Source organism: Pseudomonas sp. NPDC086566 (genome assembly GCF_050280885.1).
Taxonomy (GTDB): domain Bacteria; phylum Pseudomonadota; class Gammaproteobacteria; order Pseudomonadales; family Pseudomonadaceae; genus Aquipseudomonas; species Aquipseudomonas vlassakiae.
Genome location: NZ_JBNNWD010000009.1, coordinates 112791 through 138147 on the forward strand (window position 1 = coordinate 112791; position 25357 = coordinate 138147).

General features: G+C 64.0%; 23 protein-coding genes and 3 pseudogenes. 9 read left to right on the forward strand and 17 right to left on the reverse strand.

The window, feature by feature from the left end; all coding sequences use genetic code 11:
• Window positions 1–3 precede the first annotated feature (3 nt).
• Window positions 4–1437, reverse strand: a complete 1434-nt coding sequence (locus tag ACQKPS_RS20920; protein ID WP_427605539.1) for a cytochrome ubiquinol oxidase subunit I — start codon at window positions 1435–1437, stop codon at window positions 4–6.
• Window positions 1406–3760, reverse strand: a complete 2355-nt coding sequence (locus ACQKPS_RS20925) for an FdhF/YdeP family oxidoreductase (RefSeq protein ID WP_427605540.1) — start codon at window positions 3758–3760, stop codon at window positions 1406–1408. The genes ACQKPS_RS20920 and ACQKPS_RS20925 overlap by 32 nt, the downstream gene beginning before the upstream one ends.
• 169 nt (window positions 3761–3929) lie before the next feature.
• Here ACQKPS_RS20925 and ACQKPS_RS20930 point away from each other — a divergent pair, with 169 nt between their 5' ends.
• On the forward strand, window positions 3930–4439 hold the full coding sequence (locus ACQKPS_RS20930) for a ferritin-like domain-containing protein (RefSeq protein ID WP_427605541.1): 510 nt from the start codon (window positions 3930–3932) through the stop codon (window positions 4437–4439).
• A gap of 41 nt (window positions 4440–4480) precedes the next feature.
• Here ACQKPS_RS20930 and ACQKPS_RS20935 read toward each other — a convergent pair whose 3' ends face one another.
• The 3 genes and pseudogenes from ACQKPS_RS20935 to ACQKPS_RS20945 form a co-directional block, all read right to left on the reverse strand.
• Window positions 4481–5356, reverse strand: a complete 876-nt coding sequence (locus ACQKPS_RS20935; RefSeq protein ID WP_254484984.1) for a manganese catalase family protein — start codon at window positions 5354–5356, stop codon at window positions 4481–4483.
• 60 nt (window positions 5357–5416) lie between these two features.
• A pseudogene (locus tag ACQKPS_RS20940) lies at window positions 5417–5509 on the reverse strand (general stress protein); the annotation flags it as partial.
• Window positions 5510–5770, reverse strand: a pseudogene (locus tag ACQKPS_RS20945) (general stress protein); the annotation flags it as partial.
• 307 nt (window positions 5771–6077) lie between these two features.
• Between ACQKPS_RS20945 and ACQKPS_RS20950 the strand changes: the two are divergent.
• Window positions 6078–6296, forward strand: coding sequence for a hypothetical protein (locus ACQKPS_RS20950; protein WP_054883323.1), 219 nt, complete (start codon window positions 6078–6080; stop codon window positions 6294–6296).
• 80 nt (window positions 6297–6376) lie between these two features.
• Here ACQKPS_RS20950 and ACQKPS_RS20955 read toward each other — a convergent pair whose 3' ends face one another.
• A complete protein-coding gene (locus tag ACQKPS_RS20955; RefSeq protein ID WP_427605542.1) occupies window positions 6377–7453 on the reverse strand; it encodes a M42 family peptidase in 1077 nt (358 codons plus the stop codon).
• A 325-nt stretch (window positions 7454–7778) separates the two neighbouring features.
• Between ACQKPS_RS20955 and ACQKPS_RS20960 the strand changes: the two are divergent.
• Window positions 7779–7964: pseudogene (locus ACQKPS_RS20960) on the forward strand (general stress protein); the annotation flags it as partial.
• A gap of 64 nt (window positions 7965–8028) precedes the next feature.
• On the opposite strand, the gene ACQKPS_RS20965 reads toward ACQKPS_RS20960, so the two are convergent.
• Both ACQKPS_RS20965 and ACQKPS_RS20970 read right to left on the reverse strand, forming a co-directional pair.
• Window positions 8029–8187, reverse strand: coding sequence for a hypothetical protein (locus ACQKPS_RS20965; protein WP_198520927.1), 159 nt, complete (start codon window positions 8185–8187; stop codon window positions 8029–8031).
• A 36-nt stretch (window positions 8188–8223) separates the two neighbouring features.
• Entirely contained in the window at window positions 8224–8385 is a 162-nt protein-coding gene (locus tag ACQKPS_RS20970; RefSeq protein ID WP_178075563.1) for a hypothetical protein, read from the reverse strand.
• Between the two features lie 170 nt (window positions 8386–8555).
• On the opposite strand from ACQKPS_RS20970, the gene ACQKPS_RS20975 reads away from it, so the two are divergent.
• On the forward strand, window positions 8556–10349 hold the full coding sequence (locus ACQKPS_RS20975) for a glycoside hydrolase family 15 protein (RefSeq protein ID WP_427605608.1): 1794 nt from the start codon (window positions 8556–8558) through the stop codon (window positions 10347–10349).
• A gap of 10 nt (window positions 10350–10359) precedes the next feature.
• On the opposite strand, the gene ACQKPS_RS20980 is transcribed toward ACQKPS_RS20975, so the two are convergent.
• The 5 genes from ACQKPS_RS20980 to ACQKPS_RS21000 all read right to left on the reverse strand — a co-directional run bounded on the left by ACQKPS_RS20980 (window position 10360) and on the right by ACQKPS_RS21000 (window position 14588).
• Window positions 10360–11499: a glutathione-independent formaldehyde dehydrogenase gene (locus ACQKPS_RS20980; protein WP_254484982.1), complete on the reverse strand. Its 1140-nt coding sequence runs from the start codon at window positions 11497–11499 to the stop codon at window positions 10360–10362.
• 206 nt (window positions 11500–11705) lie between these two features.
• Window positions 11706–12218, reverse strand: a complete 513-nt coding sequence (locus tag ACQKPS_RS20985) for a ProQ/FinO family protein (RefSeq protein ID WP_313202630.1) — start codon at window positions 12216–12218, stop codon at window positions 11706–11708.
• Window positions 12219–12338: 120 nt separating this feature from the next.
• A complete protein-coding gene (locus ACQKPS_RS20990) occupies window positions 12339–12689 on the reverse strand; it encodes a hydroxyisourate hydrolase (protein ID WP_427605543.1) in 351 nt (116 codons plus the stop codon).
• Window positions 12686–13189 carry a deaminase gene (locus tag ACQKPS_RS20995; RefSeq protein ID WP_427605544.1) on the reverse strand — a complete coding sequence of 168 codons (504 nt, stop codon included), beginning with the start codon at window positions 13187–13189 and terminating at the stop codon, window positions 12686–12688. The genes ACQKPS_RS20990 and ACQKPS_RS20995 overlap by 4 nt, the downstream gene beginning before the upstream one ends.
• A gap of 61 nt (window positions 13190–13250) precedes the next feature.
• On the reverse strand, window positions 13251–14588 hold the full coding sequence (locus ACQKPS_RS21000; RefSeq protein ID WP_427605545.1) for a nucleobase:cation symporter-2 family protein: 1338 nt from the start codon (window positions 14586–14588) through the stop codon (window positions 13251–13253).
• Between the two features lie 182 nt (window positions 14589–14770).
• On the opposite strand from ACQKPS_RS21000, the gene ACQKPS_RS21005 reads away from it, so the two are divergent.
• Entirely contained in the window at window positions 14771–15685 is a 915-nt protein-coding gene (locus tag ACQKPS_RS21005; RefSeq protein WP_427605546.1) for a LysR family transcriptional regulator, read from the forward strand.
• A 10-nt stretch (window positions 15686–15695) separates the two neighbouring features.
• Here the strand turns inward: ACQKPS_RS21005 and ACQKPS_RS21010 are convergent, their stop codons facing one another.
• From ACQKPS_RS21010 to ACQKPS_RS21020, 3 genes are all read right to left on the reverse strand, one after another.
• Window positions 15696–17081, reverse strand: a complete 1386-nt coding sequence (locus tag ACQKPS_RS21010; RefSeq protein WP_409519885.1) for an MFS transporter — start codon at window positions 17079–17081, stop codon at window positions 15696–15698.
• A 77-nt stretch (window positions 17082–17158) separates the two neighbouring features.
• On the reverse strand, window positions 17159–18742 hold the full coding sequence (locus tag ACQKPS_RS21015) for an aldehyde dehydrogenase (NADP(+)) (RefSeq protein WP_427605547.1): 1584 nt from the start codon (window positions 18740–18742) through the stop codon (window positions 17159–17161).
• Window positions 18743–18840: 98 nt separating this feature from the next.
• Window positions 18841–19788, reverse strand: coding sequence for a LysR family transcriptional regulator (locus ACQKPS_RS21020; RefSeq protein WP_176508007.1), 948 nt, complete (start codon window positions 19786–19788; stop codon window positions 18841–18843).
• Between the two features lie 115 nt (window positions 19789–19903).
• Between ACQKPS_RS21020 and ACQKPS_RS21025 the strand changes: the two genes are divergently transcribed.
• A complete protein-coding gene (locus ACQKPS_RS21025; RefSeq protein ID WP_427605548.1) occupies window positions 19904–21085 on the forward strand; it encodes a fumarylacetoacetate hydrolase family protein in 1182 nt (393 codons plus the stop codon).
• 19 nt (window positions 21086–21104) lie between these two features.
• A complete protein-coding gene (locus ACQKPS_RS21030; protein WP_427605549.1) occupies window positions 21105–22892 on the forward strand; it encodes an IlvD/Edd family dehydratase in 1788 nt (595 codons plus the stop codon).
• A gap of 16 nt (window positions 22893–22908) precedes the next feature.
• Here ACQKPS_RS21030 and ACQKPS_RS21035 read toward each other — a convergent pair whose 3' ends face one another.
• Entirely contained in the window at window positions 22909–23301 is a 393-nt protein-coding gene (locus ACQKPS_RS21035; protein WP_427605550.1) for a RidA family protein, read from the reverse strand.
• Between the two features lie 123 nt (window positions 23302–23424).
• On the opposite strand from ACQKPS_RS21035, the gene ACQKPS_RS21040 reads away from it, so the two are divergent.
• Together ACQKPS_RS21040 and glsB are read left to right on the forward strand one after the other, a co-directional pair.
• Window positions 23425–24333, forward strand: a complete 909-nt coding sequence (locus ACQKPS_RS21040) for a LysR substrate-binding domain-containing protein (RefSeq protein ID WP_427605551.1) — start codon at window positions 23425–23427, stop codon at window positions 24331–24333.
• Window positions 24334–24436: 103 nt separating this feature from the next.
• Window positions 24437–25345, forward strand: a complete 909-nt coding sequence (gene glsB / locus ACQKPS_RS21045) for a glutaminase B (RefSeq protein WP_099814518.1) — start codon at window positions 24437–24439, stop codon at window positions 25343–25345.
• The last annotated feature ends 12 nt before the right edge of the window (window positions 25346–25357 follow it).

The window sequence follows — 25357 nt, forward strand, 5'->3', positions numbered from 1 at the left end:
ACCTCATGGCCTGCCGATTTCATCCGCAAGGGTCGGCTGCGGTTCTGGCTCCTCTGCCTTGGCAGGATGACGCAAGATACGCAGCAATACCCACAAGCCGATGCCGAACACCACCAGATAAAAGGCCAGAATCACACCGGTAGCACCGACGGCCTGGGCCCGGGAGACCGGCGATACACTGTCAGCCGTTCGCAGCACGTTGTAGACCGTAAAGGGTTGGCGGCCAACCTCGGTGACCACCCAGCCACTGATCATGGCGATGAAACCGGCCGGGGCCATCAGCACGCAGCAACGGTGCATCCAGCGCGCCGTGTACAAGCGCTGTCGATGGCGCAATACCAGGCTGGTGATGCCGAGGACGATCATCAGCAGCCCCAGGCCCACCATCAGGCGAAAGGCCCAGAACACAATCGCGACTGGCGGGATGTCCTGCGGCGCGAATTCCGTGAGCGGTGTGATCGAGCTGCTCAGGTCATGGCGCAGATACAGCGATGCTACGCGTGGAATCGCCAACTCGAAATGATTGCGCCGCTCGGCCATGTCGGGCAACGCAAACAACCGCAGCGGTTCACCTGCGCCGGGTGCAGGGCGCACCCATGCGCCCTCCATTGCAGCCACCTTCTGTGGCTGAAACCGCAGCGTGTTCTCGCCATGCAGATCGCCTGCCACAAGCTGGACAGGTGCGAGTAAGGCAACGGTCCACATCGCCATGCTGAACTGTAGCCTGGCATGACGGTTGGACGGCTCGCGCAACAACTGCCATGCACTCGCGCCAGCGATGAGCAAGGCGGTGGCCAGGAAGGTGGCCAGCATCATATGGGCGAAGCGATAAGGGAAAGAAGGGTTGAAGATGATCGCCCACCAGTCCTGCGCGATAAACCGCCCATCCGGGCCAATGCCGAAACCGCGCGGCGTATGCATCCAGGCGTTTGCCGAGAGGATCCAGAACGCACTGATGATCGAGCCGACAGCCACCGCGCAGGTGGCAAAGAAATGCAGCTTGGGCCCCACCTTTTTCATGCCGAACAGCATGATCCCGAGGAAACCTGCCTCCAGGAAAAACGCCGCCATCACCTCGTAGAACATCAGCGGCCCGAGGATTTCCCCTGCCTGGGTGGAAAGCCGTGACCAGTTGAGCCCCAACTGGTATTCGAGGATGAGGCCTGACGCCGTACCGATCGCGACGTTGAGCGCGAACAGCTTCAGCCAGTACCGGTAGATATCCAGACAGACCTGCTCCCGGCGCCACAGCCACAGCGCCTCCAGCACCAGCAGAAAATTCGCCAGACCAATGCTGAACGCCGCCAGCACGATATGAAAGCTGATGGTCACGGCGAACTGGGCCCGTGCGGCCATCAGCCCCCATTCAACACTCTCCATAGGGCCCCCTCTGCTCGAAGACCCGCTACACGACCTGGTCAGTTGCGGGCACGGCATGCTCGAGATCGTCGGCATCTGGCTTCGCAGCGATCAAGGTGACGGGCACCGATTTCGCGGCCGGAACCTTGCTGCGTCTGGCGTGGTGCCATAGCGGGACGAGCGCATTGGATTCCGGGTAGTAAGACGCCGCGCACCCTTCCGGAATGTCGTAGGCGATGATCTGGAAAGGCCCTGCCTCACGGCGCACAGCCGGTTCAATGGCCGTGCGCAAGCGTACCCAGCCGCCCGGCACGAAGCCCAGGCGTACGATATCGTTGCGGTTGAGGAACACCACTTTGCGCGTGCCCTTCACGCCCCTGAAGCGATCATCGTAGCCGTACACCGTCGTGTTGAACTGGTCATTGCTGCGCAGCGTCATCAGTTGCAGGACGTTTCGGCCCGCCTCCCCGGTCAGGACATCATCATCCTCGTCCAGCGATGCGGGCGTAATGAACCGGGCCTTGCCCGACGGCGTGGCCCATTGGCGCTGCGCCGCGCCCAGCGGCCGCTGAAACCCACCGGGCTCCCACATGCGTGTTTCAAAGTCATGGAAGATTTCGGGGTAGACTTCGCTGATGGCCTGGCGAACGCGTGCGTAGTCCTGGCTCCAGTGCAGCCAGGGTATGCCGACGGCGTCGCCCAGCGTGGCACGGGCCAAGGCGGCGACAATCGCCAGTTCTGAGCGCAACTGCTCCCCTGCCGGTTCAGCAGTGCCACGCCAGGCGTGAATGCAACCGGTACTGTCTTCAGTGGTGTACGTCTGCTCAATGCCATGCTGGCGGTCGATTTCGATCCTGCCCAGGCAGGGCAGCAGCCAGGTGTGTTCACCAGGCACAAGGTGCGTGCGATTGAGCTTGGTGGCGATCTGCACGCTAAGGCCAAGCCTCGCCCACGCAGGCTCCATTCGGCTCGTGTCGGGTACCGCGCGCAGAAAGTTGCCGCCAAGCCCGATGAACCCTTTCACACTGCCATTCAGAACGCCCTCGCAGGCATCGACCGTGGTCAGGCCTTTGCGCTCTGGGACCTTGAAGCCGAACAGTGCCTCGATCTTGTCCTTGGGCACCTTTGCCGGGTCTTCGGTGATCCCTACGGTGCGCTGGCCCTGCACATTGGAGTGCCCCCTCACCGGGCAGATACCGGCTCCCGGCTTGCCGATATTGCCGCGTAACAACAGCAAGTTGACCAGCATCTGCACGTTACCTACGCCGTGCCGGTGTTGGGTCATCCCCATGCCATAGACGATCATCACGTTGTCGCTGCGCGCATACACCGTGGCGGCGGCCTCCATCGCGCTGCGGCTCAGGCCGGAGCGATGCTCCAGCTCAGCCCATGCATAGCCCCGCACCTGGTCCATGAAGTCGACCAGGCCCTCGGTATGTTGCGCGAGAAAAGCGTGATCCAGCACTGGCGGCTCGCCGTTGATTTTCGACCGGTCCTCCATCTCCAGCAGGGCCTTGGCGACCCCCATGACGGCCGCGGTGTCGCCGCCGATGGCGACCTGGTGATATTGGGTACTGATGGCCGTGGATTTCGGACCGAGCATTTCAGTGGGGGACTGTGGATTGACGAAGCGCTCCAGTCCCCGCTCCCGGATCGGGTTGAAGGTGATGATCGGAACGTTGCGCTTGCGCACCTCTTGAAGCGGATGAAGCATGCGCGGGCTGTTGCTGCCGACGTTTTGCCCGAAGAAAAAGATGCAATCGGTGTGTTCGAAATCGGCCAGGGTGACCGTGCCCACCGGCACGCCAATGCTTTCCTGCAAGCCCACCGACGTGCTCTCGTGGCACATGTTGGAACTGTCGGGAAGGTTGTTGGTGCCATAGGCACGGGCAAACAGCTGGTAGGTGAACGATGTCTCGAGCGATGCGCGCCCGGACGCATAGAACACCACCTCGTCGGGGCTCAGCCCACGGAGTTGCGTGGCGATTGCCTCGGTAGCCTCCTCCCAGGTCGTCACCACGTAGCGATCGGTGTGCTTGTCATACCGCAGCGGATGGGTAAGACGGCCGTGCTGCTCCAGCTGGTAATCCGTCCAGCCACGCAATTCGCTGAGCGAATGCGCCGCGAAGAAATCGGGTGAGCTGCGCAACGCGGTCAATTCCCACGCCGTCGCCTTGGCGCCGTTTTCGCAGAATTCCAACGCGTGGGGGGCGCCAGGCTTGGCCCATGCACAACTGACACAGGCGAAACCTTTGGGCTTGTTCTGCTTGGTCAACGCGCGCGTGCCGTTGATCAGGGTCTGCTCGCGCCAGAGGATGTTCAACACCGAATGGGCAGACCCCCAGCCTCCCGACGCCGAGGTATAAGGTCGAAAATGCGAAGTGCCGTGGATCATCCTCATGCCGACCTCGTCTCGTTATATGTATCTAAACGTTACGAGTACCACGCCTACCTTAAGTTCGGCGCTGCTGCCCGGTGGAATCCGCTGCCCCATTCGTCGATCCAACTGAGCGTGGCGCCGCTGCACGCTTTCCCAACAGATACCAATCACTGGATGCGAGGTACTGATCATGGCAAGTGCGAAAGAAAACCTGCTCGACTGGCTGCGTGACGCCCATGCGATGGAGCAACAGGCCGAGAGCATGCTCAAGGGACAGGCAGAGCGGCTGGCACATTACCCCGAGTTGAAAGGCCGCATCGTCAAACATATCGAAGAGACCCAAGGGCAGCAGCGCGTGCTGGTCGAATGCATCGAGCGCCAGGGCGGCAGCACCTCGACCTTGAAGGACCTGGCGGGGAAGCTCATGGCGTTCGGGCAGGCGGTCGGCGGGATGACCATGAGCGATGAAGTGGTCAAAGGGGCGATGGCAGGCTATGTGTTCGAAAACCTGGAGATTGCGTCCTACACGGTGCTCATAGAAGCCGCCGAAGCGGCCGGGGACAGCGCGACGGCGCAAGCCTGTCGTTCGATCCTCAAAGAGGAAGTGGCCATGGCCGAATGGCTCAAGGCGCATCTGCCGGAAGTAACCCGCGCATTCCTGGCCCGCTCGGCCGACCCTGATGCAGAAGCCAAGCGCTGAATACGCAACCCGCGCCGGACTAGCTCCGGCGCGGGTATTTCTCATTGTTGCCCACTGTTCACTTTGCCAAGTTCCGCTCCGGTCAGAGGTTGTGCGTCCGGGTCCGACTGGGTACGCAGCTTCATGGCTGCCAGGGTGTCTGCGCCGCGCTCATCGAGCTGGACACTGGCCGAGCCATCGCCCCCATCCACAGCGGGACGCGGTTCATCGACGTAAATCCAGTCCTGCCCTTCATTCCAGGCCCCTCGCATCTCCCCGCCCTGGGACAGGTTGAAATACGTGCGATTGAGCTCAGGGTCGCCGGGCAACTTGCCTTGCGGGAAGTTTGGCTGGATGGCGTGCAGCGCCTTTTCGAACGACATCTGGTGGGCGATCTCACGGCTCATCAGGAAGCCCAGGGCATCCTTGATGCCGGGATCATCGGTGACGTTGATCAGCCGTTCATAGACGATCTTGGCGCGCGCCTCGGCGGCAATGTTCGAGCGCAAGTCGGCCGTCGGTTCGCCAATGGTGTCGATGTAGGCCGCGCTCCACGGTACCCCGGCGGAATTGACCAACGGGGCACCGGCACCGTATAGCAGGCTGGTGACATGGGAGTCATTGCCGGCGCCGGTCAGCGAGCGGTACAGCTCGCCCTCGGCCTCCACACCTTCGGCCAGGCTGCCCTTGGCGCCTTTGTTGAGCATCACCACAATGGAGCCGATGATCTCCAGGTGGCTGAGCTCTTCGGTGGCAATGTCGTAGAGCATGTCCTTGCGTCCTGCGTCATCCTCACTGACCGCCTGGGTGAAGTAGCGCATCGCAGCGGCCAGTTCACCCTGCGGCCCACCGAATTGTTCCAGCAGTAAATTAGCCAGGCCGGGGTTGGGTTGTGCCACACGCACGGTGTATTGCAATCGCTTGTTATGCATGAACATAAGCAGGTCCTCATCAGTGCGCAGGGGCAGCCGGGCTGCCCCCTGCACGGTTATGGATGATCAGCGGTTGTCATCACTCTTGCGACCGCCACCGTGGCTATGCTGGCCACCTACACGGCCGGCTTCAGAAGCCTTTTCACGGTCATTGGCGAAATTGCCGCCTGAAGCCTGGCCACCTTTATGGCCCGCTTCGGAGGCACGCTCAGGGTCGTTCTTGAAATTGCCTCCCGAGGCCTGCCCCCCTTTGTGGCCTGCTTCAGAAGCACGTTCCGGGTCGTTCTTGAAGTTGCCGCCTGACATCTGGCCGCCTTTGTGCCCGGCTTCGGAAGCCTTTTCCCGGTCGTTGGCGAAGTTGCCAGGATTGGTGTTGGCGTTGCCGCCTTGATTACCGCGGTTGTCCTGATTGCTAGCCATGATTGACACCTCATGTCGGTAGATACACAGGAAGATCTGTGTTTATCAGTGACCGGTACCAAGCGCCGCATCGTGCAATGAATTTCGAAAAGGCGGACGAAACGCGCTAATGAACGCAGGCCTTTATTCTTGGCAAAAGGCTGCTGGTGCTTGGGTATTCGCAATCCCGATAAAGGCGACTCTGAATGCAATGGCCGTGACCAACCGCGGCAATACAGCCGACCATCAACCGGGGTGAACGGATTCGATTGCGCCACGATCAACCAGAAGGTTCGCGCCTCACTCTATCCGCAAAAGGACACTCGACATGGCCAGCTACCTGTACTTGATCAGCTACATCCTCGACAACCAACCCGGCACTTGCGAGTTGCGCAGTGAGCAGGAAGACCTCAGCCGCGAAGCTGCCCGCGATTATCTGCAGGGCCTGCATCGCAACGAAGCGTCATCCTTCACTGACGTGCAGGTTCAGCGTCTTGAACATGACCACGAGCCCGGCACATCGCCAGGGCATTACCAGCAGCCCTGACGGGCTACCGGCATGGCCGTGATGCCCGATCCGATCGCTACCTTGTGATAGCCAGGTTGTGATCTCGGTTTGTCCCAGGCTCACGCTGTTGTCCGTTGCGGACCGCCAGCGGTTGAGCCTGTCAGGTACTCCACCAGCGTCGCAGCGCACGCCGAAATACCCTCCACGAGCACCATCTCGAAACCGTGGGTGTTCTCAGTAGGAATGGCGATGCAACCCGCCTGGGCATCAATGCCCGTACTCAGCACCGCACTGGCGTCGGAGGCGAAATCCACCAGCAGTGCCGACTGCGGCGCATAACCTGCTCGCCGGCTGGCGGCGATCAACGCCTGAACGACCGGGCGGCTGTAGTAGCCCTTCTGGTCGCCGGTATTGATGATCGGGTTGGCTGAGAGCTGCGTACCGTATTCTTTCAGCACCGGCCCCACCTCGACCGCGATGGTGGTTTCGCCTGGCAGCCTGGAAGCCGCGTACAGGGCACCGGCATTGGACTCTTCCTCCAGCGTGGTCAGGACGAACCAGACGTCCTGCCGCAGCTGTTGCCTTTTCTGATGCAGCAGCCGTGCGCAGTGAATCACCGCCGTCAACGGCGCCCGGTCATCGAGGAAATGGGCCGCGATACAGTCATTGACCTGGAAGGGTTTGCGCCAATGCTGGCTGAGCACCACACGCGTGCCAGGCCGCACGCCTGCCTGCTCCAGCTCGGCTTTGGAGGTGCGAGTAACGACGTAGACATCCTTCCACTGAACATTGCCTGCCAGCACATCTCGCCCGTTCGAAGTCCGGCCACTGTTATGCATCGAGCCGTAAGACAGAACACCCGGCAGGGTCTTTTCATCGCCCAGGATATCGACAGGACAGACGCCAAAACTGATGGGCTGCGCCCCGCCCAGGGCCAGGACTTCCAATGTGCCGTCAGCCCGAACGTTCTTGACGATCATGGCGATCTCATCAAGATGGGCCATGACCCGGATGGCTGCATCGGGGTCACAGGCACTCGGCGCTCTAACGACCCCGATCACATTCCCTGCCCTGTCGACATACGCTTCGTCGCATACGTCTTTCAACGCTCGCAGGCAGATGGCCCGAACTTCATCTTCCTGGCCACCAGGGCCACGAGCGTTCAGCAACTCAGTCAGCAACGTTTCAATGTTCAACGGTCATCCTCCTGTGCTGGTCGCTAGCGGTTGACCTGAGCGTTGTACGCCACGTTCAGTTGCGTCCTGCCAGCGTGGCGAGCCAATGGAGAGTGACCACTTTTTAACCTGACAAAGGCCGGGGCGCTGATAAAACAGATTGCAGATACTGGTTGCCCAAGCTCTGTAGCGCGATTAATCCCACCTCGGGTCCTTTCATGCATTTCGTCCGGCAACGGCGAATTAACGGGAGCATTGCCCCCCTGCCGAAGCGTCGGAGTTGAACACAGACTTTCCTGTGTGCCACATGAGGTGAAAGATCATGGCTAACAATCAAAGCAACCGTGGGCAACAAGGCGGTACCGCACAGAACAACCCAGGCAATTTTGCCAATGACCGGGAGAAGGCATCCGAGGCAGGCCGCAAGGGCGGCCAGGCTTCCGGCGGCAACTTTGCCAACGACCGCGAACGCGCATCGGAGGCTGGCCGTAAAGGCGGACAGAACAGCCACGGCGGCGGTCGTAACAGCTAAGGGCATCGGCCTGCGCTGAATATGCCGGGGCGAGGCATCGCCCCGGCATTTTTTTGCACCGCACTCAGAGCGACTGGCCGTCGTCCTCGATGTCTTCCTCAGCCTCTGCGGCATCGGTGGCATCGGCGTCATTCAGTGGCGGTGAGGTGGGCTTTTCAGGATCGTTGATGAAAGGCACACCACTTGGGCCGTGTTCTTCGAGCCCTTCAGTCTTGGGTTGCATGGCAAAGCCTCCAGGTCGGCATTGTGGGGATGAATTTCAGCGTTTCTGTCGCCCGTGGCCACGGGCCGTTTTCTGAGCAGTGGAGTCATGCGATGTACCGGTCGAGCCATCGGGCCGTCGGGCATCGTTATCCCGCTCCTGCTCGCCAGTAACCTTCGTTTGCGCGCCTGGCTGCTGCGGTTGGGCTTCTTTGGTCATGTCGCACTCCTGTCGTTTGTACCCGGTACAAAAGGGAAGCCAGCGTGAGGCGCAAAGTTCAGGCGAGGTATGGGATGGGCGGATAAACGAACTTGGCGCGCAATCGGTATGTCCCACACAGAACACCAGGTCTCGCAGGCATGCCGATGGAAAGACAACCGATCGAGGGGATGCAATACGGTGCGCCTCAGCGGGACGAAGGGGGGTGGCTACCCCTGGAGGAATACGGCGCGCTGGGCGATGGACGCTCCGTTGCGCTCATCGGCCTGGACGGCTCCATCGACTGGTGGTGCGTCCCCCATATGGACTCCCCGCCCCTGTTCGACAAACTGCTGGCCCCGCAAACGGGTGGCTACTTCTCGATTATCCCCAGCGCGCCCTTCGTTGCCGAGCGCCGGTACCTGCCCGACAGCAATGTGCTCGAAACCACCTTCATCACCGATGAGGGTCGCGCCTGCCTTACCGAGTCCCTGAACAGCGGCCCTGCCGGCCGGTTGCCCTGGGCCGAACTGGCCAGGCGCATCGAAGGCATCGAAGGGCAGATGGACTTTCACATCGCCATCGATTTCGGCACCCAGGCCGATACGGTCAGCCCCTACCTGGCACCGAATGACAACGCCTGCGTATTCCATGCAGGCCGCATACTCGGCATGTTCCTGCATGACCACCAGGTGCAGGTAAAACGCAAGGACGACCTGGGCGTGCGGGCCTCGCTCAGCGTTGCCGCAGGGCAGCGCGCAGTGGTCGCGATCATCGCCGGGCGTGATGAGCCACTGGTAGTACCGCCATTGGCCTTGATCGATGAACGCATCGATGGCTCACACCGAGAGTGGTGCCAATGGTCCAGGAGCCTGGTCTACGACGGCCCCTACAAACCGCTGGTGGTGCGCAACGCGCTGGCGCTCAAGCTGCTGCTGTCCTCGCCCAGTGGCTCGATCATGGCGGCAGCCACCTCGTCGCTTCCTGAACGCATCGGTGGCAACAAGAACTACGACTACCGGTTCGCCTGGATCCGTGATGCCGGCTACACCATCGAAGCGTTCCTGAGCATCGGGGCGCAGCCAGAAGCCAAGGCCGCCTTCAGCTGGTTGCTGCGTCGGCTGGATGAACACGGGCCCCGGGTGTTCTACACCCTGGACGGGGCAATCGGGGATTGCGTGCGCCCGATCGACCTCCCCGGCTACAAACACTCGCCGCCCGTCGTCGGCAACGATGCCCGTGACCAACTGCAGCATGGCGTGTTCGGCGATATCTTCGAGACCGCCCGCTGCTTCATCGACTGCGGCAACATTCTCGACTCGCCCAGCGCCATGATCCTGTCGGCACTGGCCGACCAATGCGCCGATTGCTGGAGGCAGCAAGACGCCGGTATCTGGGAACTGCCGGAAAAGCAGCATTACACGATGTCCAAGATCAGCTGCTGGCAAGCCTTGAGCCGGGCCATCGAACTGGCCGATGGCGGCCACCTGCCCACCACCTGCCGGGAGCGCTGGGATCGCGAGCGGCAACGCGTTCAGGCATGGATTGAAGCCCACTGCTGGAGCGAGGCCCATCAGGCGTACCTGTTTTACCCAGGCAGTGACCGGCTGGACGCTTCGCTGGCACTGGCGGTGCGCTTCGGTTACCCCAGCGTGGAGCGGCTACGCAGCACCCTGGAGGCGGTACAGGGCGAGCTGGGTGCCGGCCCGTTCCACTACCGCTACAGCCAGGCCAAGGAGGAGGAAGGATGCTTCCTGGCCTGCACGTTCTGGGTGATCGAGGCCTGGGCCATCCTCGACCAGCAAGCGCGAGCCGAGGCGGCCTATGGCAAAGCGTTGGGCGCGCTGTCGCAGGGGGTGGGCATCTACTCGGAGATGGTCGACCCGGAGAGTGGACAGTACCTTGGCAACCTGCCGCAGGGCCTGAGCCACCTGGCTGCTTTACGGGCAGCGCTGGCCATCGGTGGCTATCGCCCTGAACGATGATGCCCTCGGCTCAAGCCGCTGGCTTGAGCACCACCTTCGTCCAGCCATCATCCCTTGCATCGAAATGCTTGTAGGCCTGCGGGCCTTCAGCAAGCCTCAGGCGGTGGGAAATGATCTGCGAAGGCTTGGCCCGTCCATGATGGATAAGCTCAGCAAGACGGCGATTGTAGGCCTTCACGTTCGCCTGGCCGGTGCGGATCTGCTGGCCCTTGAACCAGAACGCGCCGAAATCGAAGGCCATCTTGCCCTCTTTCGCCAAGTCGTTTTTCGCACCAGGGTCTTGGGGCACGAACACGCCCACGACACCTATGCCACCGGTAGCCTTGGTTGAAGCGACCAGGTTGTTCATGGTGAGGTTGTTCACTTCATGGCCATGCTTGTCACAGCACTGATAGCCGACGCACTCGCACCCGCGGTCGGTGCCTTTGCCGTGGGTCAGGTTGAGGATCTCTTCAACGGCCTTCTGTTCGACTGCATTGATGGGGGTTGCCCCAAGCTGCGCGGCAAGCTGCAGGCGGTCCGGCTGGTTGTCGATCACGAACACCTGGGAGGCACCCTTGATGATGGCCGAATGCGCCGCCATCAGCCCGACAGGCCCGGCTCCATAGATCGCGATGCTCTCGCCAGGCTGCAGGCCGGCCAGCTCTGTGGCATGCCAACCGGTGGGGAAAATATCGGAGAGCATGACGTAGTCATCTTCGCGCTCCTCGGCATCTTCCGGCAGGACCAGGCAATTGAAATCTCCATAGGGCACGCGCAGCAACTCCGCCTGGCCACCCTGATAAGGCCCCATGTCGGCGAAACCATAGGCGGCTCCGGCAGTGCCCGGATTAGCCGTGAGGCAAAATCCTGTGAGCCCTTTTTCACAGTTTTCGCAGAATCCGCAGCCGATATTGAATGGCAGGCAAACGCGATCACCGACTTTGATCCGGTCGACCCCGGCGCCGACCTCGATCACCTCGCCGAGGTTTTCATGGCCGAATACCCGCCCGGTTTCGAATGACGTTCGCCCCTCATACATGTGGAGGTCGGAACCGCAAATATTGGTGGTGGTAATGCGTACCAGCACGTCTGTCGGCTTCTCGATCATCGCGTCCTTCACATCCTTGACCGCGACGTCACGTGGGCCGTTGTACACGATGGCTTTCATAGGTTGAACTCCCGAATGTCAGGGGCGACCGAAAGGCGCCCTACCCTGTTGAGGTAATTGCTGAGCTTCAGGTGTTCAGTGCGCTGCGTGACAAGCCAGATCAGTGGCGCTAATGGCTGTCGCCCTGTGGTTTCAGGGGGGATGGCACATTTGAGCAGGCCCAGGCGCCATCCGGTTGGATGGCGCAGGGCCGAGGGCGAGTGGGCTCAATCCGCAGTCGGTTCCACTGCGGTATCGGCCACAGGGGCCGGGGCAGCGGCTTTGGCTTTGGCGCGCTCCTTGCGGCCTTTGCCGCGCTGGCGTGCCGCCTGCTGCTTGGCATACAGCGCCTGGCCGGCGGTGACGACGCCTGCGGGCTGGCCATTCAGGTCCAGGCGCGGTGCACCTTCCACCATGCTTGCCCAGTAGCGATTGCCACGGCACCAGGTCGAGATGCCCAGCTTGAGCTGTTCAACCGTGATGCCGAGCCGCTCCAGGTGTTGCTCGGCATCCTTGAAGATGCCCTCCTTGAGCGGGACCTTTGGCGCCGGGTTGACCGGGAAAGCCAACGGGAAATGCTTCTGCAGTGGCCAGATCGCTTCTACCGCCGGGTCCTGCTCACGCGCCTTGGCCTGCGGGGCGGGCTTGCGCTTGGCAGGGCGCGGGGTTTCGGCCTTTGCCTGCTGCTCTTTTTCAGACCGCAGGCGGTCACGTAACTCAGCTAGTTGTTCAAAACCCATCGTATTTCACTGCTTCTAGGTTGATTGCGTGGCGCAAGGATAAGCCATGCAGCGCCAGCTGGCAGCAGAAAGAGGATGAATCGCTGCTGATTTAGTCGCCAGGCAGGGCCAGACGCAGCGTCAAGCGCCACCGCGGAAGCAGCTGACGCCCCAGGCGGTGAGCTTGAACGGCAAGTGATAGTGCGCCTGGGCATCGCCGATCCCGAAACGGTAGACCAGTTCGTCGATAAAGGGGATTTCAGGCAACGGCGTCCCCATCTCCCGATAAAACCGGGCCACCTGCAAACGCACTTCATAGACGCCAGCCCCGAACAGCGCGTTCATCTCAGCCAGCCCCGCCCATTGGCCGCGCGCATCGATGACGCCCTGCGCGAGCGGTGCGCCGCCCGCGACGCCGATGCTCAGGCGCAGCCCTTGCGCGGCACGCCCGCTGGCAATGTCCACCACATGCACGGAGACGCCGCCGTTCATGCCCAGAACCCCTGGTGGGCGGTCGCGGCCTCGTCCTCGAGCAGCGGGCCATGCACCTGCACCGTGCGCTGACCGCGGGCGAACACCTCGCGGCACGGCAGCGAAAACGTGGGGTTTTCCGGGTGCGCACCGGTCAGCCCGAGCAGGGCATGTTCCGACAAGGCATAGACCACCCGGCCAATGCCGGTCCAGTACACCGCGCCGGCACACATGCAGCAGGGCTCGGCGCTGGTGTACAGGGTGCAGCCTGCGATTTGTTCAGGTGTCAGCAGCCTGGCGGCACGCGCCGCTGCGACCAGCTCGGCATGCTGGGTCGGGTCGCCCTCCGGGGGCATGGAGTTGTTGCCGGCACTGGCGATGATCTGCCCATGCGCATCGGCCACCAGGGCAGCAAAGGGGTGTCGGCCGTCCTGGCGCGATTGCTCGGACAGGCGGATCGACTCGCGCAGCAGGGCCAGGTCCAGCTCGGACAGCTCGGCGCCGGAGCGGGTGAAAGTCATGGCGGTTACTCCTTGTACGGCAGGTGAAAGCGCGCCGGCTGGCGCGCATGAAAAGGCAGGCTCACTTGGCCAGGCGGGTATCGATGGCGTCCTGGCTGCGGGGTGCGGCTTCACGGTTGAGCAGCAGGTTGAGCAGGATCGCGCTGACCGCAGCCAGGAAGATCCCGCTTTCCAGCACCAGCTTCAGTGGGCCGCTGACATGTTCGAACAGCGCCGGCATCGACATCGGCAACACACCGATGCTGACCGAGACCGCCACCACCAGGCCGTTGCGGGTCCCTTCGAAACGGACACGGGCCAGTTCCTGGATGCCCGCCACCGTGGTCATGCCGAACATCACGATGGCGCAGCCACCGAGCACGGGCGTCGGCACACTGGCGATCAGCGCACCCAGCTTGGGGAACAGCCCCATCAACACCATGATGGCGCCCGCTGCGGCGACCACGAAGCGGCTCTTGACCCCGGAAAGCGCGATCAGGCCGGTGTTCTGCGTGAACGCGTTGTAAGGGAAGCTGTTGAACAGGCCACCCAGCAGGGTCGACAGGCCATCGGCGCGAAACGCGTTGCCCAGGGTGCGCGGGTCGGTGGGCTTGCCGGTCAGCTTGCCGATGGCCAGGCAGTTGCCCGTGGTCTCGGCCATGATCACCAGCATCGCCAGCAGCATGATCAGCACCGGCGTGAAGGCGAACTGCGGCCTGCCGAACGCCATCGGCGCGCTGAGCTCGAACCACGCGGCATCGGCGACCCGGCCGAAGTCGGTCATGCCGCAGGCCGCGGCCAGCACGCTGCCGGCAATCAGCCCCAGGAGCACGCTGAGGTTGCCGATGAAGCCACGAAAACGGGCGTGGATCACCAGCGTCATCGCCACCGTCGCCACGCCCAACAACAGGTTGGCCGGCTTGCCGAAGTCCGCAGTGCCTGGCTGCCCTCCCCCCAGCCAGATGGCCGCAGCCGGCATCAGCGAAATGCCGATGACGGTGATCAGGCTGCCGATCACCACTGGCGGGAAGAACCGCAGCAAGCGGCTGAACAGCGGCGCGATGGCGATGGTGAGCGCACCGGCGGCGATCACCGCACCGAACACATGAGGCAGCCCGAATTCCTTGCCGATCATGATCATCGGCGCCAGGGCAATGAACGAACAGCCCTGGATCAGTGGCAGGCGTGCGCCGAAACGCCACAGCCCGAGGGTTTGCAGCAAGGTGGCGACACCCGAGGTGAGCAGGTTGGCATTGATCAAGGTCACCACCTGGGCCTGGGTCAGCCCCAGGGCACTGCCCAGAATCAGTGGCACGGCGACGGCACCGGCGTACATCACCAGTACATGCTGCAGGCCGAAGCTAAACAGTTGCCGCGCAGGCAGCAGTTCGTCCACGGGATGGATAACAGGTTGGCTCATGTCGTGAATCTCCTGAAGTGCGGCTCTTTTTATTGTTGAAGGCGCCCGGAGTGACACGCAGCGCAGAGAACGGGTGGCAGCTGCCGCCGATGTCGAGGTGGAGAATCCTGTGAAATCACCGATGGAGCAAATGATTAACCATCGTTACTATCGATGGATCGACCCGTGGACAGGATCAGGTGATGCGCTTTTCTCTGGAGCAGTTGCAGGTGTTCGTCAGCGCGGTGCAGGCCGGCTCGTTTTCTGCCGCAGCGCGACGACTGGGGCGCACCCAGTCGACGGTCAGCGCGGCCATCAGCAACCTGGAAACCGACCTGGGCGTGCAGCTGTTCGACCGCTCTAGCCGCATCCCGGCCTTGACTGCGGCGGGCCACAAACTGCTGCTGCGTGCCGAGGGCATCCTCGAGCGCTGCTACGCCCTGGAGGGCAGCGCCGACAGCCTGGCAGGCCAGGTGGAAGCCGCGCTGACCCTGGCGATCGAGGTGCCCTATGGCCCGCTGATGGCGCCCTTCAGAGGCTTCGATGAGGCGTTTCCGTTTGTCGACCTGACGATCCGCCACCCGCTGCACGGCGACGTCAGCGAAATGATCCTGACCGGCGAGGCCGACCTCGGGGTGAGTTTCGCCCAGCCCGGCTACCCGCCAGAGCTGGCCTTCCAGCAGCTGGGCAAACTGATCATGACCCACGTCTGCCACCCGCAATTCGCCTTGGCGCGGCAGGGCCCGGTCAGCTTCGCCGACCTCAACGCCCATCGCCGGCTGGCGTTTTTCGCCCATGCCGACAAGCTGCCCAGCAGCGAATACCTGCGAGCCGGCCAGCTGTGGCGGGCGGAGAGTTACCTGGCACTGGTCGAGATGGTGCGCGGTGGGCTTGGCTGGGCGACCCTGCCGCGCCTGTTGGTGCAGCGCGAGCTGGAAAGCGGGCAGCTGGTGGAGCTGCAACTGGAGGCCTACCCCCACACCGACTGGCTGGTGGGGGTGGACCTTTTATGGCATCGCAAGCGCCAGCCTGGCCCGGCGGCGCGTCACCTGCGTGAATGCCTGCAACGCAGCAAGGTGTTCGAGCTGGACCGCATGGGCAAGTCGACCACCTTGTGACGGGCGCCGCTCAGGCCGCCTCCAGTTCCAGCTGCTTGCGCGGCTCGGCGGCCGAACGCTTGAGCATCGCGGCGGGGATCGCCAGGATCAGCAGGCCGCTGACGAACAGGCACAGGCCCAACACGTAGGTGCCGTCGTTGATGTTGCCGGTCAGGTTCTCCGCCATCGCCGTGATCATCGAGCCGGTGAAGCCCGACAGGTTGCCGATGGCATTGATCATGCCGATGCCCGCCGCCGCTGCGACCCCGGACAACACCGTGCCCGGCAGGGTCCAGAAGATCGGCATCAGGCTCAGCACACCCGACGCGGCCACGGTCAGGAACAGGATCGACAGGGTCACGTCATGGGCAAACGCGGCGCTGAGGATCAGCCCGCAGCCGCCGATGAAGGCAGGGATCGCGGCATGCCAGCGGCGCTCGCCGGTGCGGTTGGAGTGGCGCGCATTGAGGAACATGGCCACGATCGCCACGCTGTACGGGATGGCGGTCAGCAGGCCGATCTCCAGGCTGCTGGTCACGCCCGCGCTCTTGATGATCGACGGCATCCAGAACGCCAGGCCATAGAAGCCGGTATTGAAGGTCAGCAGGATCAACACCAGCAGCCACACCCGCGGGTTGAAGAACACCTCACCGAGGCGCGAGACCTTGCCGTCCGCTTCCTGTTGCAGGTTGGCCTTGAGCAACTGCTTCTGCGCAGCCGACAGCCAGGTGGCCTTGTCGATGTTGTCGCACAGGCAAGTGAACACCACCACGGCCATGATCACCGAAGGCACGCCCTCGACCAGCAACATCCACTGCCAGCCGGCCAGGTCATGCCAGCCATCCAGGCGGGTCATCAGCCAGCCCGACAGCACCCCGCCAAGGGTGAGGCTGACCGGCATCGCCATGAGGAAACCCGACATGACCCGGCTCTGCCGATGGGTCGGGAACCAGTAGTTGAGGTAGAGGATCACGCCGGGGAAGAAACCGGCCTCGCAGATACCCAGCAAGAAGCGCAGCACATAGAACATGGTGCTGGACTCGATGTGAAAGAACCCGGCCAACGGCTGGGTGAACGCCACCGCCATCGAGATGATCGCCCAGCTCAGCATGATCCGGGCGATCCAGAAGCGCGCGCCATAGCGATGCAGCAGCAGGTTGCTGGGCACCTCGAACAGGAAGTAGCCCCAGAAGAACACGCTGGCACCCAGGGCATAGACGGTGTTGCTGAACTGCAGGTCGTCGAGCATGCTCAGCTTGGCAAAGCCGATATTGACCCGGTCCAGGTAGGCGGCGATGTAACACAGCAGCAGGATCGGCAGGATACGCAGGATGACCTTGCGGTAGGTACGGTCTTCGAACGCCTGATCGGCGCCGGGGGCAACAGATGGATGAGCCATGGCCAAGCCTCGTGGCATGTCGTGCATGCCTGATTGTTGTTATTGGAAGCCCACCGCTGCAGGCGCAGCCGGTGGGTGACTATCAGCAGCGGTAATCAGCGAATCGGGTCACGGCTGGGCTGGCCGTCGACCAGGCGCAGCAAACCGAGCGGGTTGGCGTCGCGCAGCGCCTCGGGCAGCAACGCGTCGGGGAAATTCTGGTAGCACACCGGGCGCAGGAAACGGTCGATCGCCAGGGTGCCGACCGAGGTGCCACGGCTGTCGGAGGTGGCCGGGAACGGGCCGCCATGGACCATGGCATCGCACACCTCGACGCCGGTCGGGTAGCCGTTGACCAACACGCGGCCGGCCTTCTGTTCAAGCAGGGCCACTAGCGGCGCGGCTTGCGCCAGGTCGTCCGGCTCGCCGATCAAGGTGGCGGTCAGTTGCCCGCCCAGCGCCTGCAGCGCGGCCAGCAACTGGGCCTGGTCGGCGAGTTCGACCAGCACGGTGGCCGGGCCGAAGATTTCCTCTTGCAGCAGCGCTTCGCCGGCCAGCAACAGCTGCGCATCCGCCTGGAACAGCTGCGGCCAGGCCTGGTTGCCCTGCTGCTCGGCGCCAGCCAGCAGGCGCACGCCGGCCTGCGCCTTGAGCGCGGCCACACCATGGGCATAGCTGGCCAGGGTGCCGGCGTTGAGCATGGTCTGTGGTGGCTGCTCGGCGATCTGCGCAGCCAGGTACTCGACAAAGGCGCTGAAGGCTGGCGAACGCACCCCCAGCACCAGGCCAGGGTTGGTACAGAACTGCCCGCAGCCCAGCACCACCGATGCGGCCAGTTCGCGGGCCACGGCCTCACCGCGCACGGCCAGCGCCCCGGGCAGCAGCAGCACCGGGTTGATGCTGCTCATTTCGGCGAACACCGGAATCGGTTGCGGGCGCGCCGCCGCCATGTCGCACAGGGCGCGGCCGCCCTTGAGCGAACCGGTGAAGCCCACGGCCTGGATGGCCGGGTGCTTGACCAGCGCCTCACCGACCCGGCCACCGTAGATCATGTTGAACACCCCGGCCGGCATGGCACAGCGCTCAGCGGCAGCGACGATCGCCTCGGCCACCCACTGCGCCGTGGCCATGTGGCCGCTGTGGGCCTTGAACACCACCGGGCAGCCGGCGGCCAGCGCCGCAGCGGTGTCGCCACCGGCCGTGGAAAACGCCAGAGGGAAGTTGCTGGCCCCAAACACTGCGACCGGCCCCAGGCCCATGCGGCACTGGCGGATATCCAGGCGCGGCAGCGGGGCACGCTGGGGCTGCGCACGGTCGATGCGCGCGCCGAGGAAGTCACCGCGGCGCAACACCGTAGCGAACAGCCTCAGCTGGCCGCTGGTACGCGCCCGTTCACCCTGGATACGGGCTGGCGGCAGAGCCGTTTCCCGGCACACGGTGTCGATGAAATCTTCACCCAAGGCATCGAGTGCATCGGCGATGGCGTCGAGAAACTCGGCGCGGCGAACGGCGGGCAAGGCCCGGTACACGGGATAGGCCGCCGCAGCGGCCCGGGCAGCGGCATCGACTTCTTCGTCGCTGGCCTGGTAGAACGCGCCTGGCAGTGGCTGCCCGGTGCGTGCATCGACACTGTACAAGGCCGCCTGACCGGTGGAGCGGCGAACTCCGCCGATGAATTGCTGGCCTGCGTGGGACGTCATGGATGATTCCTCGGCATTGCGAAAGACATGGGTCGCTAATCTAGGCGGCTGTGCGATGCTTTCCCAATGGCAATTATCGATCATCCGATAACGACGCGTTATCGCTCCCCTTCCCCTCGCCCCGCGTGGGCCAGCAGGATCTCGGCAAACTCCAGCGCCGCGCCGCTCAACGGCTCGCCCTTGCGGGTGAGGATGCCGTAGTCCTGCGGCGCCAGGTGCAGCGGGGTGTCGAGGTTGACCAGCACACCGCTGGCCAGGTGCGGCTCGACCATCGCCTGGGGCAACATGCCGATCATCGGCCCGCCCAGCAGCACCTTGAGGAAGGTCTGCATGGAGATGGTGTCGATGGTATTGCGCGGCACGGCCACGCCCGCCTCGGCGAAGGCCCGCTCCATGCGCCCGCGTATCGGGGTGCCCTTGGGGTAGAGAATCCACGGCCACTCCAGCAGCTGCGGCAAGGTCACCGGCCCGGCAGCGCTCAGCGGGTGCTGGTCATTGACCACGAAGCAGAACGGCTCCGGCGCCAGCGGCTGGAAGTCGAAGCGCTGGTGCTGGGACACATCGGTGAAGCGCGCCACGGCCAGGTGCAGCTGCTTGTCTTCGAGCATGGCCATCAGGTGATCGCTGGTCTGCTCCACCACCTCGATCGACAGCAACGGCTTGCGCTGCTTGATCGCGACGATGGCATCGGGCAGCGCCACGGCGGTGGCGGCGAAAATGCCGCCTACCTTCAACTGCCCGTGGCCGCCCTGGCGCAGGCTGTCGATCTGGTCGACAAAGTTGCGCGCATCGTTCAACGCCACCTGGGCATAGCGCAGCACCTGCTCGCCAAGCGCCGTTGGCGGCATGCTGCGCGGCAGCCGTTCGAACAGGGCGAAGCCGAGCAAGTGCTCGATTTCCTTGAGCATCTTGCTGATCGCCGGCTGGGTCAGGTTCATCTGCTGCGCCGCAACGTGCATGTTGTGCGTGCGCCCGAGGGTCTCGATCAGCAACAGGTGGCGGAACTTGAGCCAGTTGCAAACGTGGGAAAAGGAAAGGTCCGACATGCACGCCCCTGTCGCTGCGATAACCGCTTGTTATTGAATGGTGAGATTAAGCCATTGGAGTTTATCGCGCCGCTTGCCTAGCGTGCAGCTCTCACGTTCCGAGAGATTGCGATCCATGCCGATGACCCTCACCCCCGCCAACACCCTGCCTGCGGACGGCCTGACCGGCACCCTGATCGGCCGCGCCTGGACCCCGGGCGAACCTGGCGGCCCCTCGCCGATTACCGTGCGCCCCGACGGGGTGTTCGACCTGTCCGAGCGCTTTGCCACCCTCAGCCAGCTGCTGGAAAGCGATGACCCGTTGCACGCCGTGCGCAGCACCCCCGGCCGCTTCCTGGGCAGCCTCGAAGCGTTGCTGGCCAACAGCGGCGAAGAATTCGACGCCCAGCAGCCCTACCTGCTTGCCCCGGTAGACCTGCAAGTGATCAAGGCGGCCGGCGTGACGTTCGCCGCCAGCATGATCGAGCGCGTCATCGAAGAGCAGGCAGCCGGCGATGCCAGCAAGGCCGAGGCGGTGCGTGCCACCGTGCATTCGGTGATCGGCGACAACCTCCGTGCAGTGCGCCCCGGCTCGCCACAGGCGATGGCCCTCAAGGCCCTGCTGATCGAGCAAGGCATGTGGTCGCAATACCTGGAGGTGGGCATCGGCCCGGATGCCGAGGTGTTCACCAAGGCCCCGGTACTGGCGGCCGTCGGCAGCGGCAGCGCGATCGGCGTGCACCCCGGCTCGGCGTGGAACAACCCCGAACCCGAAGTGGTGCTGGCCGTGGACAGCCGCGGACGCATCCACGGCGCCACCCTGGGCAACGACGTCAACCTGCGCGACTTCGAAGGCCGCAGCGCACTGCTGCTGAGCAAGGCCAAGGACAACAACGCCTCGTGCGCGGTCGGCCCGTTCATCCGCCTGTTCGACGAAAGCTTCGACCTGGACGCGGTGCGCCACTGCGTGGTCGACCTGGAGGTCCAGGGCAACGACGGCTACCGCCTGGTCGGCAGCAGCTCGATGGACCAGATCAGCCGCGACCCGGAAGACCTGGTGCGCCAGACCCTCAACGCCAACCATCAATACCCCGACGGCTTCCTGCTGTTCCTTGGTACGCTGTTCGCCCCCATCGAAGACCGTGACCAGCCGGGTGCGGGGTTCACCCACAAACCGGGTGACCGGGTGCGCATCGCCAGCCCCCTGCTCGGCCAGCTGCACAACCAGGTCACCACCAGCGACCAGGCAGCGCCGTGGACCTTCGGCCTTGGCGCGATGATGCGCAACCTGGCCGCCCGCGGCCTGCTGCAGCGCTAAAACAACAAGAGAGCATGACATGACCGATACCGCCAAACGCCCGCTGCGCAGCCAGCAATGGTTCGACGACCCGAGCCACGCCGACATGACCGCGCTGTACGTGGAGCGCTACATGAACTACGGCCTGACCCGCGACGAACTGCAGTCGGGGCGGCCGATCATCGGCATTGCCCAGACCGGCAGCGACCTCACCCCGTGCAACCGCCACCACATCGAACTGGCCCAGCGGGTCAAGGCCGGTATCCGCGATGCCGGGGGCATCCCCATGGAATTTCCCGTCCACCCGATCGCCGAACAGAGCCGCCGCCCCACTGCCGCCCTGGACCGCAACCTGGCCTACCTGGGCCTGGTGGAAATCCTCCACGGCTACCCCCTGGACGGCGTGGTGCTGACCACCGGCTGCGACAAGACCACCCCCGCCTGCCTGATGGCCGCCGCCACCACCGACCTGCCGGCCATCGTGCTGTCGGGCGGCCCAATGCTCGACGGCCATCACAAAGGCCAGCTGATTGGCTCGGGCACGGTGCTGTGGCACGCCCGCAACCTGATGGCCGCAGGCGAAATCGACTACGAAGGCTTCATGGAAATGACCACCGCCGCCTCGCCGTCGGTGGGCCACTGCAACACCATGGGCACGGCGCTGTCGATGAACGCCCTGGCCGAGGCCCTGGGCATGTCGCTGCCGGGCTGCGCCAGCATCCCCGCGCCCTATCGCGAACGCGGGCAGATGGCCTACGCCACCGGCAGGCGCATCTGCGAACTGGTGCTGCAGGACGTGCGCCCGTCGTCGATCATGACCCGCGAAGCCTTCGAAAACGCCATTGCCGTGGCCTCGGCACTGGGCGCCTCGAGCAACTGCCCGCCGCACCTGATCGCCATCGCCCGGCACATGGGCATCGAGCTGTCGCTGGACGACTGGCAGCGCATCGGCGAAGACGTACCGCTGCTGGTCAACTGCATGCCGGCCGGCAAGTACCTGGGCGAAGGTTTCCACCGCGCTGGCGGCGTGCCGGCGGTGATGCATGAATTGCGCAAGGCCGGCCGCCTGCACGAGGCCTGTGCCACGGTCAGCGGCAGGACCATCGGCGAGGTGGTCAGCGACACGGTCACCAGCAACCGCGAGGTGATCCTGCCGTTCGACGTGCCACTCAAGCACAATGCCGGGTTCATCGTGCTCAGCGGCAACTTCTTCGACAGCGCGATCATGAAGATGTCGGTGGTTGGCGAGGCCTTCCGCAACACCTACCTGGCCGAGCCTGGCAAGGAGAACAGCTTCGAGGCCCGCGCCATCGTGTTCGAAGGCCCGGAGGACTACCACGCGCGCATCGACGACCCGTCGCTGGACATCGACGAGCGCTGCATCCTGGTGATCCGCGGCGCCGGTACCGTGGGTTACCCAGGCAGCGCCGAAGTGGTCAACATGGCGCCCCCGGCCGCGCTGATCAAGCAAGGCATCGATTCGCTGCCGTGCTTGGGCGACGGCCGCCAGAGCGGCACCTCAGCCAGCCCGTCGATCCTCAACATGTCGCCGGAAGCGGCGGTCGGCGGCGGCCTGGCGCTGTTGCAGACCAACGACTGGCTGCGCGTGGACCTCAACCAGCGCCGCGTCGACCTGCTGGTGGACGATGAAGAAGTGGCCCGCCGCCGCGCCGCCTGGAAGCCGAACATCCCGGCCTCGCAGACGCCCTGGCAGGAACTCTACCGCCAGCTGGTGGGGCAGTTGTCCACCGGCGGCTGCCTGGAGCCGGCGACGCTGCACATGCGCGTGATCGCCCGGGAGGGCGGGATGCCACGGCACTCGCACTGAGGGTAAGGGCGGCGCATCAGGGTAGCCTGGCGATCACCTTGATCTCGAAGTCGAAGCCTGCCAGCCAGGTCACCCCGACGGCGGTAACCGTCGGGTAAGGCGCCTCGCCCCAGAACTCGGCGGCTACCTCCCAGATTGTCTCGAAGGTGGTGTCGGGGTCGATCATGAACAGGGTGGTATCGATCACGTCGGCAAAACTGCAGCCCGCCTCGGCCAGGATCGCGTTGAGGTTGGCGAAGGCCAGGCGCACCTGCGCCGCCAGGTCAGGCTCGGCCGAGCCATCCTTGCGGCTGCCCACCTGGCCGGACACGAACAGCAAGCCATTGGCGCGAATCGCTGGCGAGTAACGGTGCAGGTCATACAAGGCGTGGCGGTCGGCGGGGAAGACGACATCGCGTTGATAGGTCATGGCAAAACTCCGGGTGGGTTACGGTGCAGCCACTGTAGAAAGGCCGCCTGCGCGGATAAACGGGCAATGCTGGTCATGACTGTTTGTATAATCCAAACAATCCCGACCTGAGCGAGCCCTGAAATGGACCGTATCAATGCGATGCAGGCCTTCGCCCGCGTGGTGGAAACCGGCAGCTTCACCAAGGCCGCGGACACCTTGGGCATGAGCAAGACCAGCGTTACCCAGCTGGTGCAGCAGCTGGAAGCCCGGCTGCGCGTGCGCCTGCTCAACCGCACCACGCGCAAGGTCAACGTCACCGCCGATGGTGCTGCCTACTACGAACGCGTCGTGCGGCTGCTGGCAGATATCGACGATGCCGAGACCAGCCTGTCCAGCGCTTCGGCGGCCCCGCGCGGGCGCCTGCGGGTGGATGTCCCCAGCCCGCTTGCGCGCTTGCTGCTGATTCCCGCCCTGCCCGCTTTTTATGCCCGCTACCCGGACATCCAGCTGACGTTGGGTGCAAGCGACCGCATCGTCGACATCATCGAAGAAAACGTCGACTGCGTGGTGCGCGGGGGCGAAATCACCGACCAGTCCCTGGTGGCGCGGCATGTGGCCGACCTGAAGCTCGGCGTCTATGCGACCCCGGGATACCTGCAGGGCGTTGGCCGGCCCCTGCACCCACGGCAACTGGAAGAGGGCCGCCAGCGCACGGTCAGTTACCTCTGGTTCCGCACCGGCAAGGCGTTGCCACTGGTCATGCAGCGCGGCGAAGAGCGCGTCGAAGTCCAGGGCCGTTCGGTGCTGACGGTCGACGACGGCAACGCCTACCTCGCCGCCGGCCTAGCAGGCCTGGGCGCGCTGTGGCTGCCGCACTACATGGCCAGGCCACACCTGGCAAGCGGCGAACTGGTGGCGCTGTTCGAGGACTGGCAGATGGCGCCGATGCCGCTGTACCTGGCCTTCCCGCCCAACCGCCATGTCAGTGCCAAGCTACGGGTATTCATCAACTGGGTCGTGGAACTGATGGCCGAGCACGCCGGGCCATGATCAGCGGCGCCATTTGTTCATCCGCGTGTGATTTCTGCCGTGCAATCTGCGTCACAAGCGCAACCCCCTCGCGGTCGTCCGGGGACTGATAACAAGGCCTTCCATGCAAACGCTGTTGAACGAGATTCTCGACGAAGTGCGCCCTTTGATCGGCAAGGGCAAAGTGGCTGACTATATCCCGGCGCTGGCCGACGTGCCTGCCAACCAGCTGGGCATCGCCGTGTATGGCAACGACGGCAGTTACTACTGCGCAGGCGACGCCCTGGTGCCGTTCTCGGTGCAGAGTATTTCCAAGGTGTTCAGCCTGGTCCAGGCGATTGGCCATTCCGGCGAAGCCATCTGGGAGCGCCTGGGCCATGAGCCCTCCGGCCAGCCGTTCAACTCGCTGGTGCAGCTGGAGTTCGAGCGTGGCCGCCCGCGCAATCCGTTCATCAACGCGGGCGCGCTGGTGATCTGCGACATCAACCAGTCGCGCTTTGCCGCGCCCACCTTGTCGATGCGCGATTTTGTCCGCCGGCTGTCGGGCAACCCGCACATCGCCATCGATGCCAAGGTCGCCGATTCGGAATATCAGTTCCGCGCGCGCAACGCCGCCATGGCTTACCTAATGCAGTCGTTCGGCAACTTCCATAACGAAGTCGAGACGGTGCTGCGCAGCTACTTCAGCTACTGCGCGCTGCAAATGAGCTGCCTGGACCTGGCGCGGGCCTTCTGCTTCCTGGCCAACGACGGGTTCTGCAAGCACAGCGGCGAGCAGATCCTCAGCCGCCGCCAGACCCAGCAGGTGAACTCGATCATGGCCACCAGCGGGCTGTACGACGAGGCAGGCAACTTCGCCTACCGGGTCGGCTTGCCCGGCAAGAGCGGCGTGGGTGGCGGGATCGTGGCCATCGTGCCGGGGCAATTCACCGTGTGCGTGTGGTCGCCGGAGCTGAATGCGGCGGGCAATTCACTGGCGGGGATGGCGGCGCTGGAGCTGCTCAGCGCACGGATCGGGTGGTCGGTGTTCTGACCCGGGCAGCGG